General features: G+C 64.7%; 13 protein-coding genes. All 13 read left to right on the top strand.

Going from position 1 to position 13,207, the window contains the following annotated elements:
• Positions 1-205: 205 nt before the first annotated feature.
• Entirely contained in the window at positions 206-1,003 is a 798-nt protein-coding gene (locus VJV41_RS15160; protein ID WP_325335061.1) for an ABC transporter permease, read from the top strand.
• Position 1,004: 1 nt separating this feature from the next.
• Positions 1,005-1,874, top strand: a complete 870-nt coding sequence (locus VJV41_RS15155) for an ABC transporter permease (RefSeq protein WP_325335059.1) — start codon at positions 1,005-1,007, stop codon at positions 1,872-1,874.
• 3 nt (positions 1,875-1,877) lie between these two features.
• Positions 1,878-3,089: an MCE family protein gene (locus VJV41_RS15150; protein ID WP_325335057.1), complete on the top strand. Its 1,212-nt coding sequence runs from the start codon at positions 1,878-1,880 to the stop codon at positions 3,087-3,089.
• Entirely contained in the window at positions 3,086-4,117 is a 1,032-nt protein-coding gene (locus VJV41_RS15145; protein ID WP_325335055.1) for a virulence factor Mce family protein, read from the top strand. Before VJV41_RS15150 ends, VJV41_RS15145 begins: the two co-directional genes overlap by 4 nt.
• Complete coding sequence (locus tag VJV41_RS15140) at positions 4,114-5,685, top strand: MCE family protein (protein ID WP_325335053.1); 1,572 nt, start codon at positions 4,114-4,116, stop codon at positions 5,683-5,685. The genes VJV41_RS15145 and VJV41_RS15140 overlap by 4 nt, the downstream gene beginning before the upstream one ends.
• A gap of 4 nt (positions 5,686-5,689) precedes the next feature.
• The gene (locus VJV41_RS15135; protein WP_325335051.1) at positions 5,690-7,318 is read left to right on the top strand and encodes a virulence factor Mce family protein; all 1,629 of its coding nucleotides are present in this window, start codon (positions 5,690-5,692) and stop codon (positions 7,316-7,318) included.
• A gap of 2 nt (positions 7,319-7,320) precedes the next feature.
• Positions 7,321-8,463 carry a virulence factor Mce family protein gene (locus tag VJV41_RS15130; RefSeq protein ID WP_325335049.1) on the top strand — a complete coding sequence of 381 codons (1,143 nt, stop codon included), beginning with the start codon at positions 7,321-7,323 and terminating at the stop codon, positions 8,461-8,463.
• Positions 8,464-8,466: 3 nt separating this feature from the next.
• Positions 8,467-10,047: an MCE family protein gene (locus tag VJV41_RS15125; RefSeq protein WP_325335048.1), complete on the top strand. Its 1,581-nt coding sequence runs from the start codon at positions 8,467-8,469 to the stop codon at positions 10,045-10,047.
• On the top strand, positions 10,017-10,685 hold the full coding sequence (locus VJV41_RS15120) for a hypothetical protein (RefSeq protein ID WP_325335046.1): 669 nt from the start codon (positions 10,017-10,019) through the stop codon (positions 10,683-10,685). Before VJV41_RS15125 ends, VJV41_RS15120 begins: the two co-directional genes overlap by 31 nt.
• Positions 10,682-11,656, top strand: a complete 975-nt coding sequence (locus tag VJV41_RS15115; protein ID WP_325335044.1) for an RDD family protein — start codon at positions 10,682-10,684, stop codon at positions 11,654-11,656. The genes VJV41_RS15120 and VJV41_RS15115 overlap by 4 nt, the downstream gene beginning before the upstream one ends.
• Positions 11,653-12,204 carry a mammalian cell entry protein gene (locus VJV41_RS15110; protein ID WP_325335042.1) on the top strand — a complete coding sequence of 184 codons (552 nt, stop codon included), beginning with the start codon at positions 11,653-11,655 and terminating at the stop codon, positions 12,202-12,204. The genes VJV41_RS15115 and VJV41_RS15110 overlap by 4 nt, the downstream gene beginning before the upstream one ends.
• Positions 12,171-12,854, top strand: coding sequence for a mammalian cell entry protein (locus VJV41_RS15105; RefSeq protein ID WP_325335040.1), 684 nt, complete (start codon positions 12,171-12,173; stop codon positions 12,852-12,854). Before VJV41_RS15110 ends, VJV41_RS15105 begins: the two co-directional genes overlap by 34 nt.
• 16 nt (positions 12,855-12,870) lie before the next feature.
• A partial coding sequence (locus tag VJV41_RS15100) for a YoaK family protein (RefSeq protein WP_325335038.1) occupies positions 12,871-13,207 on the top strand: 337 nt, incomplete at its 3' end.

Raw genomic sequence — 13,207 nt, 5'->3', positions numbered from 1 at the left:
GGGCGAGTTTGCTAACGGTTACGGGCACAATCCTGCCGATGCGGTGCACACGCGCGTACCGATCGGGTACAGTCCTGTGGTCCGTCTTACTACCGACCAGTAGGGAGACGGCGGTCACACAGACGGGGTTGGGGCAAGGAGGGGGCGTGCGACACGGGCTGCCGCTGCGCCACGACAGTCGCCGTTTCGTCGCGGGAGCGCACCAGTGACGGCGTCGACCGGTGTCGTCGGATACGTCCGCGACCAGACCAGGCCGGCGCTCACAGCCGTCGGCGGCTTCGTCCGGATGTGTGTGCTGACGGGCAAGGCGCTCTTCAAGCCGCCGTTCCAATGGCGCGAATTCATCTTGCAGAGCTGGTTTTTGATGAGGGTGGCGTTCCTGCCCACTCTCGCGGTGTCCATCCCGCTGACTGTGCTCCTTATCTTCACGCTGAACATCCTGCTCAAGGAGTTCGGTGCGGCCGACGTCTCGGGGGCGGGCGCCGCGATCGGAGCCGTCACCCAGCTGGGCCCGCTGGTTACGGTGCTCGTCGTCGCCGGTGCGGGGTCCACCGCCATCTGCGCGGACCTGGGCGCCCGGACCATCCGCGAGGAGATCGACGCCCTCGAGGTGCTCGGCATCGATCCGATCCACCGTCTCGTGGTGCCGCGCGTTGTCGCATCGACATTCGTCGCTGTCCTGCTCAACGGCGCGGTGATCACCGTCGGCCTGGTCGGCGGCTTCATCTTCGGCGTGTACCTGCAGAACGTCTCCGCCGGTGCGTACGTTTCGACGCTCACCCTGATCACGGGCCTGCCCGAAGTGCTGATCTCCATCATCAAGGCCGGTACGTTCGGCCTGATCGCGGGACTGGTCGGGTGCTACCGCGGCCTGACGGTCGCGGGTGGCGCCAAGGGCGTGGGAACCGCGGTCAACGAGACGCTCGTGCTCTGTGTCATCGCTCTGTTCGCGGTCAACGTGGTGCTGACCACGATCGGCGTCAGGTTCGGAACGGGGCGCTGACATGTCGACCATGGCCGTCCTGCGCTCTCGGTACCCGCGGGGATATGCCCGCACGCAGAAGGTCGTCGGCGCGCCTGCCCGCGGCCTCGACAGCATCGGCCACGTTGCGTGGTTCGTCGTTACCGCGGTCGGCTCGATCGGACATGCGCTGCGCTACTACCGCAAGGAGATGCTGCGGCTGATCGCTGAGATCGGCATGGGCACCGGTGCGATGGCCGTCGTCGGCGGCACCGTCGCGATCGTCGGCTTCGTGACGCTGTCCGGGTCGTCATTGGTCGCGATCCAGGGCTTCGCGTCGCTGGGCAACATCGGCGTCGAGGCGTTCACCGGGTTCTTCGCCGCACTGATCAACGTGCGCATCGCCGCGCCTGTCGTCGCGGGCCAGGCCTTGGCAGCCACGGTCGGTGCCGGCGCGACGGCCGAGCTGGGCGCCATGCGGATCAGCGAGGAGATCGACGCCCTGGAAGTCATGGGCATCAAGTCGATCTCGTATCTGGTGTCCACCCGGATCATGGCCGGCTTCATCGTCATCATCCCGCTCTACGCGATGGCGATCATCATGTCGTTCCTGTCCGCTCAGGTGACGACGACGTTCTTCTACGGACAGTCCATCGGCACGTACGAGCACTACTTCCGCACGTTCCTGCGCCCGGAGGATGTGTTCTGGTCATTCGTTCAGGCGGTCATCATCTCGGTGATCGTGATGCTCAACCACTGCTACTACGGCTACTTCGCCAGCGGCGGACCGGTCGGCGTCGGCGAGGCCGTGGGCCGGTCGATGCGCGCCTCGCTGGTCGCGATTGTCTGTGTGGTCCTGTTGGCATCGTTGGCGCTCTACGGCGTCGACCCGAACTTCAACCTGACGGTGTAGCCAATGACCGCGCCGCTGAACACATCCCGCACCCCGCCGTACAAGATTGCGGGGCTGGTGCTGGCATTGTTGACCATCGCCGTCGTCGTGGTTGTCTACTACTTCTTCCGCGGCTACAACTTGCAGCGCGACCAGCTGACGATGATGTCGGGGCGTGCCGGCTTGTCGATGGATCCCGGCTCGAAGGTCACCTACAACGGCGTCGAGATCGGCACGGTGGGCAAGATCGACGAGGTCAATGTCGGAGGGCAGCCACAGGCGAAGATCACCCTCGAGGTGAATCCCAAGTATCTGGACCTGATTCCGAAAAATGTACAAGCCGACATCAGCGCGACGACGATCTTCGGCAATAAGTACATCTCCTTCACGTCGCCGAAAAACGCTGCGAAGGAACACATCACACCCTCCGACGTGATCGACGTGACCAAGGTGACCACCGAGTTCAACACGTTGTTCGAGACGGTGGTGAACGTCGCTGAGCAAGTCGACCCGATCAAGCTGAACCAGACCTTGAGCGCCACAGCGGAAGCCCTCGACGGGCTGGGGAATCGGTTCGGGCAGTCGATCGTCCAGGGCAACGAGATCCTGGCCGACATCAACCCGCAGATGCCCCAGATCCGTTATGACAACCAGCGTCTGGCCGATCTCGGTGAGGTGTACGCGAATGCCGCACCGGATCTGTTCGCCGGTCTGGATAACGCGGTGACGACCGCGCGCACGCTCAACGAGCAGCAGGGCAATGTCGATCAGGCGTTGATGGCCGCGGTCGGATTCGGCAATACCGGCGGCGACGTCTTCGAGCGCAGCGGTCCGTACCTCGTCCGCGGCGCCGCAGACCTGATTCCCACCTCCCAACTGCTCGACGAGTACAGCCCTGCGCTGTTCTGCACGATCCGCAACTTCCACGATGTCGAGCCGAAGGTCGCAGCATCGTTGGGCGGCAACGGATACTCGCTGCGCACCACCTCTGAACTCATGGGTGCCGGTAACCCTTATGTCTATCCGGACAACCTGCCCCGGGTAAACGCCAGAGGCGGTCCCGAGGGTAGGCCCGGCTGCTGGCAGCCCATCACGCGCGATCTGTGGCCGGCGCCCTATCTGGTGATGGACACCGGTGCCTCCATCGCTCCGTACAACCACTTCGGGCTCGGCCAGCCGATCTTGATCGAGTACGTCTGGGGACGTCAGATCGGGGAGAACACGATCAACCCATGAAGATCACCGGAACAGCCATCAAGCTCGGCATCTTCTCACTGGTGCTGTTGCTATTCACCGCGATCATCATCGTGGTGTTCGGTCAGATGCGGTTCGACCGCACGACCGGCTATTCAGCGATCTTCTCCAACACCAGCGGCCTTCGGGCAGGTCAGTTCGTTCGGGCCTCCGGCGTCGAGGTCGGCAAGGTCTCCAAGCTCGAACTCATCGACGGCGGGTCGAAGGTCAAGGTCGATTTCAGCGTCGACCGTTCACTGCAACTGTTCGACGGCACCACCGCGTCCATCCGGTACCTGAACCTGATCGGCGACCGGTACCTGGAGCTCAAGCGTGGAGACAGCGACAAGCGCCTACCCGCCGGCGGCACCATCCCGGTGCAGCACACCGAACCGGCACTCGACCTTGATGCTCTGATCGGTGGCTTCCGGCCGCTGTTCCGGGCGCTGGACCCCGACAAGGTCAACAACATCGCGCAGTCGATCATCACGATCTTCCAAGGCCAGGGCGGCACCATCAACGACATCCTGGACCAGACCGCATCACTGACATCCGCTCTGGCCGATCGGGACCAGGCGATCGGAGAGGTGATCCGCAACCTGAACACCGTGCTGGACACGACCGTCAAACATCAGCAGCAGTTCGATGAAACGGTGCAGAACTTCGAGGCGTTGATCACTGGCCTGAAGAACAGGGCCGATCCGATCGCAAGTTCGGTCGCCGACATCAGCGACGCGGCGGGCACGGTCGCCGACCTGCTTGCCGACAACCGGCCGCTGCTGCAGAGCACCATTGGGCACCTGGAGGTGCTGCAGCAGCCGCTGGTGGATCAGAAGGATCAACTCAACGACATCCTGGTGCGGCTGCCTACGGCGTTCAAGATCATCGGCCGTGCCGGTGGCATCTACGGCGACTTCTTCAACTTCTACGCGTGCGATATCTCGTTGAAGCTCAACGGTTTGCAGCCAGGAGGACCGGTTCGCACGGTGAAGATCACCTCACAGCCCTCGGGTAGGTGCACGCCGAAATGAGAACGCTCGAGGGGTCGAACCGCGTCCGAAACGGGTTGATGGGCATCGTCATCCTGATCATCGTCATCGGTGTGGGACAGAGTTTCGCCAGCGTCCCGATGCTGTTTGCAACGCCTACCTACTACGCCCAGTTCTCCGACACCGGCGGCATCAACAGGGGTGACAAGGTGCGTATCGCCGGTATGGATGTCGGCGTGGTGCGTTCAACCGAAATCGACGGCGACAAGGTCAAGGTCGGCTTCTCATTGCAGGGAACCCAGATCGGGACCGAGAGCCGGGCGGGTATCCGCACCGACACCATCCTGGGGCGCCGCAACATCGAGATCGAGCCGCGCGGTTCGAAACCGTTGCGCGCCAACGGTGTTTTACCGCTCGGGCAGACCACCACGCCGTACCAGATCTACGATGCGTTCTTCGACGTGACCAAGGCGGCCTCGGGCTGGGACACGCAGACCGTGAAGCGGTCGCTGAACGTGCTGTCGGAAACCATCGACCAGACCTATCCGCATCTGTCCGCGGCGCTTGACGGTGTCGCGCGGTTCTCCGACACCATCGGCAAGCGCGACGACCAGATCAAGCAGCTGTTGGCCAACGCCAACAAGATTGCCGGCATCCTGGGTAGCCGCAGCGCGCAGATCAACCAGCTGTTCGTCAACGCCCAGACGCTGCTGGCCGCGATCAACGAACGCAACTACGCGGTGAGCGTACTGCTCGAGCGGGTGTCCGAATTCTCCGACCAGGTCAAGGGATTCATCGACGACAACCCCAATCTCAACCACGTGCTGGAGCAGCTGCGCGCCATCAGCGATGTGCTGCGCGACCGCAGGTTCGACCTGATGGACACGCTGAGCACGGTAGCCAAATTCGTTGCGTCGCTGGGTGAAGCGGTCGCATCGGGCCCCTACTTCAAGGTGATGTTGGTCAACCTGCTGCCGTACCAGATCCTGCAGCCATTCGTCGACGCCGCGTTCAAGAGGCGTGGCATCGATCCTGAGAAGTTCTGGGGAGATGCGGGTCTGCCGGCCTGGCGATTCCCGGATCCGAACGGGCAGCGGTTCCCGAACGGTGCTCCGGCGCCGGGTCCGTCGATTCTGGAGGGCACGCCCGAACATCCGGGGCCTGCGGTGCTCAAGGGCTCGCCGTGCTCGTACACGCCGCCAATCGACGGCCTGCCGCGACCAGGTGACCCGCTGCCGTGTTCGCACCTGAGCGTCGGTCCGTTCGGGGGGCCGGAATATCCGCCGCCGGACGTCATCACGTCCGCCCCGAACCCGAATGGTCCAGGCTTCACGCCGGGTGTTCCCGCCGCGGCGATCCCGGGTCAGATGCCGCCGGATATGCCGGGCGTGGCCGTACCGATCGCACCCGGCCCGCCGGGGGCGCGCACCGTGCCGGTGGGTCCGCTGCCGCCGCAGCCGCCAGACTTCACTCCGGGCATCGCGCCGCTACCGCCGGCGTTGACGGGTCCGCCGCCACCACCCGGACCGGGTCCGGACGCGGGTCCGGCCGGCGTGCCACCGCTGCCAGGCAACCCGCCGTACCTCCCGCCCGGATCGCAGGAGGGCTGAACCGATGTCGACGATCTTCAACGTCCGAAACCTCAAGCTGCCAGGCGTATCTCGCACATCGGTGATCATCGGCACCCTGGTCGTGATCCTGGCCTTGGTGGCCGCCATCGTCGGATGGAACCTGTACAAGAAGCTGACCACCAACACCGTCGTCGCCTACTTCACCGACACGCTTGCGCTGTATCCCGGCGACAAGGTGCAGATCATGGGCGTGAAGGTCGGCTCGATCGACAAGATCGAACCCGCCGGCGACAAGATGAAGGTGACGTTCCACTACGAGAACAAGTTCAAGGTTCCCGCCAACGCCACCGCATCGATCCTGAACCCCAGTCTGGTCGCGTCGCGCAACATCCAGCTGTCGCCGCCCTACACCGGCGGTCCGGTGATGGACGACGACGCGGTCATCCCGATCGACCGCACTCAGGTGCCCGTCGAGTACGACGAGCTGCGCGACTCGATCAACCGGATCCTGACCGACCTCGGCCCGACAAAGGAGCAGCCGAAGGGTCCGTTCGGCGACATCATCGAATCCGCCGCCAACGGATTCGCCGGCAAGGGCGAGCAGTTCAACAAGACCCTCAACGGGCTCTCCGAAGCGCTGTCCACCCTCAACGAGGGACGAGGCGACTTCTTCTCGGTGATCAAGAGTTTGGCCCTGTTCGTCAACGCGCTCTACAAGAGCGATCAGCAGTTCGTCGCCTTGAACAACGATCTCGCGACGTTCACCAACGCGTTCACCAACACCAACCGCGAGGTGTCCAACGCGCTGCGCGACCTCAACCAGTTGTTGACGACCACGCGTCAGTTCATCGGCAAGAACGGTGAGGTACTCACCCACGACATCGACAACCTCGCCGACGTGACCAACGCGATCGTGCAGCCGGATCCGCGAAACGGCCTGGAGACCGCGTTGCACGTCTTCCCCACGCTCGGGGCGAACCTGATGAACATCGTGTCGCCGGTGACCGGTGGTGTCATGGGCATTCCGGTGGTCAACAACTTCGCCAACCCAATGCAGTTGGTGTGTAGCGCGATTCAGGCCGGCAGTAGGCTGGGCTACCAAGAGTCCGCGGAGATGTGCGCGCAGTACCTGGCGCCGATCCTGGATGCGATCAAGTTCAACTTCCCGCCGTTCGGCGTGAATCAGTTCACCAGCGCGATGACGCTGCCCAAGCAGGTCGCGTATTCCGAGCCCCGGCTGCAGCCGCCGGCTGGATACAAGGACACCACCGTGCCGGGTATCTGGTCGCGTGACACGTTGTTCTCGTTCGGCAACCACGAGCAGGGCTGGGTGACCGCTCCCGGCATGCAGGGTGTCGACGTGCAGCCGTTCACCGCGAATATGCTGACGCCGGAATCACTTTCAGAGCTGATGGGCGGACCTGACGCGCCGATTCCTGGAGCACCGCCGACGTTCGGCGGTCCGCACCAGGCTGGGCCGCCGAACGCCTACAGCGAGAACAGCCCGCTGCCGCCGCCGTGGTACGTGCAGCCCGCACCGCCGCCTGGTCCGGCGCCCGGCGTGCTGGCGGGCGATCCGCTCGGTGCGATGTCGGCACCCGCCGCACCAGGACCCGGACCCGCTCCCGCGGCACCGGCAGGACCGGCGCTGCCCGCTGAGGCAGGTGGATAAAGATGCGTAAGTGGAGTCGGATTGCACGGCGCGCCGCGGCGCTCGCCGTGGTCGCGGTGGTGCTGACCTCGTGCGGGTCGTGGAAGGGCATCGCGAACGTTCCGTTGCCGGGCGGCCCCGGCACGGGATCGAACAAGATGACGATCTACGTGCAGATGCCGGATACGTTGGCGCTCAACGTCAACAGCCGCGTCCGGGTGGCCGACGTATATGTCGGGCGGGTGCGTTCGATCGAGCTGAAGAACTGGGTTGCGACGCTGACCCTTGACCTCGAGCCCGATATCAAGCTGCCGTCCAACACGCTCGCCAAAGTCGGCCAGACCAGCCTGCTGGGGTCGCAGCACGTGCAGCTCGACTCGCCGCCCGACCCGCAGGGTCAGCTGCGCAACGGCGACACCATTCCGCTGAAGAACTCCTCGGCATTCCCCACCACCGAGCGGGTGCTGGCCAGCATCGCCACCATCCTGCGCGGCGGCGGCATCCCGAACCTCGAGGTGATCCAAACCGAGGTCAACAACTTGTTGACCGGGCGGGCCGATCAGATCCGCGAGTTCCTCAACAGGCTCGACACCTTCACTGACGAGCTGAACAAGCAGCGCCAAGACATCACGCGCGCAATCGATTCCACCAACCGGTTGCTGACTATTGTCGCGCAGCGCAATGACACGCTCGACCGGGTGCTGACCGAATTCCCTCCGCTGATCAAACATTTCGCTGACACCCGCAACTTGTTCGCCGACGCGGTGGAGGCGCTCGGGCGGATCAGCAGGGCCTCCGACGCCGCACTGGCTCCGTCGAGCGACAACCTGCACACGAACTTGGCCAACCTCCAGCGGCCGCTCAAGCAACTCGGCCGGGCGTCGCCGTACCTGATCGGCGCGCTCAAGCTGATGCTGACGGCGCCGTTCTCGATTGAGAACGTGCCGAAGGTGGTTCGCGGCGACTACCTCAACGTGTCGCTGATGGTCGACCTGACGTTGTCGGCTCTGGACAACGGCGTCCTGTCCGGTACCGGCGTCTCGGGCATGCTGCGCGCACTCGAGCAGGCCTGGGGCCGCGATCCCGCGACGATGATCCCGGATGTGCGGTTCACGCCGAACCCGCATGACGTGCCGGGCGGACCGCTGGTGGAAAGGGGTGAGTGAGCAGTGCTGACACGTTTCATCAAATTTCAGCTGGTGCTGTTCACCATCCTGACGATCATCGCGATCGTCGTGCTGGGCTGGTATTACCTGCGGGTGCCCAGCCTGGTCGGCGTCGGGCAATACAAGCTGTATGCCGACCTGCCCCGGTCCGGCGGCCTGTATTCGACCGCCAACGTGACATATCGCGGCACCCAGATCGGCAAGGTGACCTCTGTCGAGCCCACCGAAAACGGTGCGCGCGCCGAGATGAGCATCGACAGCCGCTACAAGATTCCGGCCGACGCGACCGCGAACGTGCACTCCGTGTCGGCGATCGGCGAGCAGTACCTCGACCTGGTGTCGACGGGCAATCCCGGGCAGTACCTCAGTGCAGGACAAAACGTCGGCAACATCTCGGAGAACAAGGTGCCCAGCGAGGTGGGCCCGGCGCTGGACTCGGCCAATCGAGGTCTGGCCGTGCTGCCGAAAGAGAAGATCGACACGCTGCTGACCGAAACGTCAAAGGCGGTAGGCGGTTTGGGCCCTGCGCTGCAACGACTCGTCGATTCGACGACCAATATCGCGCAGGGCTTCAAGGAAAACCTGCCGCAGGTCGACGACATCATCGCGCACTCGGCGCCGATTCTGGACAGCCAGGTCAACTCCGGCGACAACATCGAACAGTGGTCGCGCAACCTGAACATCATCGCCGCGCAGGCCGCCGAACAGGACCCGGCGCTGCGCAGCGGTCTTCAGCAGGCGGCGCCCACTCTGGACCAGACGAACCAGTTGTTCAGCGGCATACGTGATTCACTGCCGCAGACGTTGGCCAACCTCGAGATCGTCATCGACATGCTCAAGCGCTACCACAAGGGGCTCGAGCAGACGTTGGTGCTCCTGCCGCAAGGCGCTGCCGTCGCACAGGCGGGCACGCTGTTCAAGGATCTGGGCCAGCTTCCGTTGGCCCTGTCGATCAACCAGCCGCCGCCATGCCTGACCGGGTTCCTGCCGGCATCGGAATGGCGATCACCGGCCGATACCAGCTCGGCGCCGCTGCCGTCGGGCACGTACTGCAAGATCCCGAAGGACTATCAGGGCAACGCGGTTCGTGGTGCCCGCAACTACCCCTGCGCGGATGTCCCGGGCAAGCGCGCGGCCACTCCGATGGAGTGCCACAGCACCGAACCGTACGTGCCGTTGGGCACCAACCCGTGGTACGGCGACCCGAACCAGATCCTGTCGTGCCCCGCGCCGGCGGCCCGATGCGACCAGGGCGTGAATCCCGGGCGGGGGGTCGTTCCCGCTCCGACGGTCAACAACGGGCTCAACCCGCTGCCTGCGGACCAGTTGCCACCGCCGGAGCAGGGGATGAGCGCCCCCACGAGCGATCCGCTCAGCCCGCCAGGAACTGGGTCCGTGCAGTGCAGTGGACAACAGCCCAATCCGTGTACGTACACTCCGGCACCAGGGCCACCTGGGTCCACCGCTATCTACAGCCCGACCAACGGCCAGGTGGTCGGACCTGACGGCGTGAAGTACAACGTCAGCAATTCGAGTAACTCAGGAGACGACGGATGGAAGGAGATGCTGGCACCCGCCAGCTGAACCCCACCGATGCTGATGCCGCGCCCGATGATGCTCACGCAAAGCCGGAAGAGTCGTTAGCAGTATCCACGGACGAACAGACTGAACAAGCAGCAGAACCAGCCGAGGAGTCGCCCGAGTCAGTCGAGCACCGCCGCCCGTCGCGGCTGGGCGTCGGTGCGGTGGCAGGCATTTGCGCCGCGCTTGTGATGCTGGCGGCCGGCGCCGCGGTGGGCGGGTACTTCGCGCTGAAGACCAACGACGAGAGCAAAGCGCTTGCGCGCGCCGATGCGACGGCCCTTCAGGCGGCCAAGGATTGTGTGGCCGCCACGCAGGCGCCCGACACCGCTGCCATGATCGCCAGCCAGTCCAAGATCATCGAATGCGCGACGGGCGACTGGGGTGTGCAGGCTCCGCTGTACAGCAGCGTATTGGCCGACGCCTACCAGGCGGGCGGCGTCAAGGTGACTGTGTCGGATCTGCGTGCGGCGGTGGAACGGCACAACGACGACGGTTCCATCGACGTGCTCGTCGCGGTGCGGACCAAGCGGACGAACTCCGAGACGGCCGATGTCGAACAGGGCTACCGGCTGCGCGTCACGATGGCGCCCGACGCGGGCACCTACAAGATCGCCAAGCTGGAACAGGTCGGCTCGTGACGGCTGTGCTCGACACGACGCCCGACGCACCGACCATGGACTCCGGACTCAGCGACCAGCTCGCATCCTGGGCGGCACGCGCCGGCGCGTTCTCGCTGGACGTACTGCTGGGCGTCGCGGTGATCGCGACGATGGCCCTACTGACTCTGAGCGCGCCGGCGCAGGGACTGCTGTGGTGGGTGTTCACCGCGGTGGCGGCGCTGGTTCTGATACTGATGGCCGTCAACCGGTTGGTGCTGCCGACGATCACGGGCTGGTCGCTGGGTCGCGCCGTGGTCGGCATCGCCGTTCACAAGCCCGAAGGCTCCGATGTCGGCTTATGGCGGCTGGTGGGCCGCGACCTTGCGCATCTGCTGGACACCGCTGCGTTGCTGATCGGCTGGTTGTGGCCACTCTGGGACCGCCGTGGGCGCACGTTCGCCGACCTGCTGTTGCGCACCGAGGTGCACAAGGTCGAGCCGCCGCAGCGCGATGCGCGCAGGCCGGCCGCCATGGTGCTGATCGCCGCGGTACTGCTGTGTGCCGCGGGAGTGGGCCTGAGTTATCTGGTGGTGTACCGGCATGACCGTGCGGTCGACGATGCGCGTGCGCATATCGCGTCGGACGGGCCGCACATCGTCGAGCAGATGCTGAGCTACAACGTCGACACGCTGCAGCAGGACTTCTCGCACGCCCAGTCGCTGACCACCGACGCATACCGGCCCCAGCTGATCGCGCAGCAGCAGGCGGTACAGAAGGCGGGGGCCACCTCCAACGAATACTGGGCAGTGAGTAGCGCGGTGCTGTCCGCGTCAGCGGATCGCGCGTCGATGCTGCTGGCGATGCAAGGGCAGCGCGGCACGGATGCCAAGGACCTCAAGTTCATCACCGCGACGGTGCGGGTGGACTTCGAGAAGTCACGTGACGGGCAGTGGCGTATCGCGAACCTCACCGTGCTGAAGAAGCCACAGATGAATCAGGGCGGCCAGTGAGTCCGCGGCGCAAACTCGACACCGACGAGCGCGATTTCTTCGACGTGGTGCCCAAGCCGCCGCGCCGGTGGGGACTGCCAGTGGTGGCCGTTGTCGCGGCGCTGCTGATCGTCGCTGCGATCACGGCGAGCACCTTGATGCTGATCGGTCACGAAACCGATCGTCGTGCGTCGGTGAAGGAAGCCGCCGCGCTGGGCTACGTGCGTGAGTTCATGACCGCCTACACCACGCTGGATCCGTTCCACGCCAACGACTATGCCGACCGGATCCTGGCACAGGGCACCGGTGACTTCGCGAAGATGTTCAAGGAGAAGCAGAACGAAATCGCCATTCAGGTTGCTCGCGCAGAGCCCACCACAGGCACGGTGCTCGAGGCCGGCGTGCAGCGGTGGAACGACAATGGCAGCGCCGACGTGCTGGTGGCCACGAAGGTCGCCACCAAGTCACCCGATGGGAAGTCGACGATCGAGAGCGGAAACCGTTGGGTGGCAACGGCTATCAAGGAAGGACAGCAGTGGAAGATCAGCCAGCTGATTCAGGTGATCTGACCACCGATGCTGAGGAAGCCGCCGAGGAGCCGAGACGCACACCGGTGGGCAAGGCCGGGCGTGCGTCGAAACCCGTCGTCGAGCAGGAGCCTGAAGAGGCCACCGACGCCGACGTGATTCTGGTGCCGCACAAACCGGCAGGAAAGCGGCTGAAGATCGCGGCCGTCGCCGCCGGAGTTCTCTTCGTGGTGGCGACGGCCTTCGCCGGCGCGATGGTGCAGCCGTATCTGGCCGACCGCGCGCTCGTGCACACCAAGCTCGACGTGGCCCGAACGGCTCGCGACGCCATCACCACGTTGTGGACGTATACGCCGGACAACATGGATTCGCTGCCCGATCGCGCCGAACGCTATCTGGGCGGCGACTTCGCGAACGAGTACCGCAAGTACATCGACGCGATCGTCGCGCCCAACAAACAGGCTCAGGTGACCAACACCACCGAGGTGCTGGGCGCCGCGGTGGAATCGATCGGCCCCACGGAGGCGACGGCGCTGGTCTACACCAACTCGGTGGCGACGAGCCCAGTGACGAAGAACATTCCATCGCTGCGGTATCTGTCGTACCGGTTGACGATGGAGCGCCGAGACGCCAAGTGGCTGATCACCCGTATGTCGACGGTCACGTCGTTTGATCTCACGCCGCAGCTGTAGGGCGCAGACGTAACGCATGGCGGTCGTGTCTCCGGTCTCGGACCGACTGACAGTCATCAGCCTGCTGCTGCTGACGTTCGCAACCGGCGTCGTCGACGCGATAAGTGTGCTGGTGCTGGGTCACGTCTTCGTGGCGAACATGACCGGCAACGTGATCTTCCTCGGCTTCTGGTTCGTGCCGCATTCCGGGGTGGACCTGACCGCCGCTATCGTCGCGTTCGTCAGCTTCCTGACCGGCACGGTGCTCGGCGGCCGGCTGGCCCGCCATCTCGACTACGAAGTCCGTCACTGGCTGGCCGTGGCGCTTGGCGTGGAAGTCGTTGTGTTGGTGATGCTTTCGATACTTGCTGGCA

This window comes from Mycobacterium sp., assembly GCF_035274705.1.
Lineage (GTDB): Bacteria > Actinomycetota > Actinomycetes > Mycobacteriales > Mycobacteriaceae > Mycobacterium.
The sequence above is the reverse complement of the archived record's forward strand: the minus strand, read 5'-3'. Positions and strand labels throughout refer to the sequence as shown.

What these genes read in the sequence shown, in the direction of transcription:
- VJV41_RS15150 (WP_325335057.1), top strand. Translation starts at nt 1,878, where the DNA reads ATGACCGCGCCGCTGAACACATCCCGCACCCCGCCGTACAAGATTGCG.
- VJV41_RS15135 (WP_325335051.1), top strand. Translation starts at nt 5,690, where the DNA reads ATGTCGACGATCTTCAACGTCCGAAACCTCAAGCTGCCAGGCGTATCT.
- VJV41_RS15155 (WP_325335059.1), top strand. Translation starts at nt 1,005, where the DNA reads ATGTCGACCATGGCCGTCCTGCGCTCTCGGTACCCGCGGGGATATGCC.
- VJV41_RS15140 (WP_325335053.1), top strand. Translation starts at nt 4,114, where the DNA reads ATGAGAACGCTCGAGGGGTCGAACCGCGTCCGAAACGGGTTGATGGGC.
- VJV41_RS15120 (WP_325335046.1), top strand. Translation starts at nt 10,017, where the DNA reads ATGGAAGGAGATGCTGGCACCCGCCAGCTGAACCCCACCGATGCTGAT.
- VJV41_RS15130 (WP_325335049.1), top strand. Translation starts at nt 7,321, where the DNA reads ATGCGTAAGTGGAGTCGGATTGCACGGCGCGCCGCGGCGCTCGCCGTG.
- VJV41_RS15145 (WP_325335055.1), top strand. Translation starts at nt 3,086, where the DNA reads ATGAAGATCACCGGAACAGCCATCAAGCTCGGCATCTTCTCACTGGTG.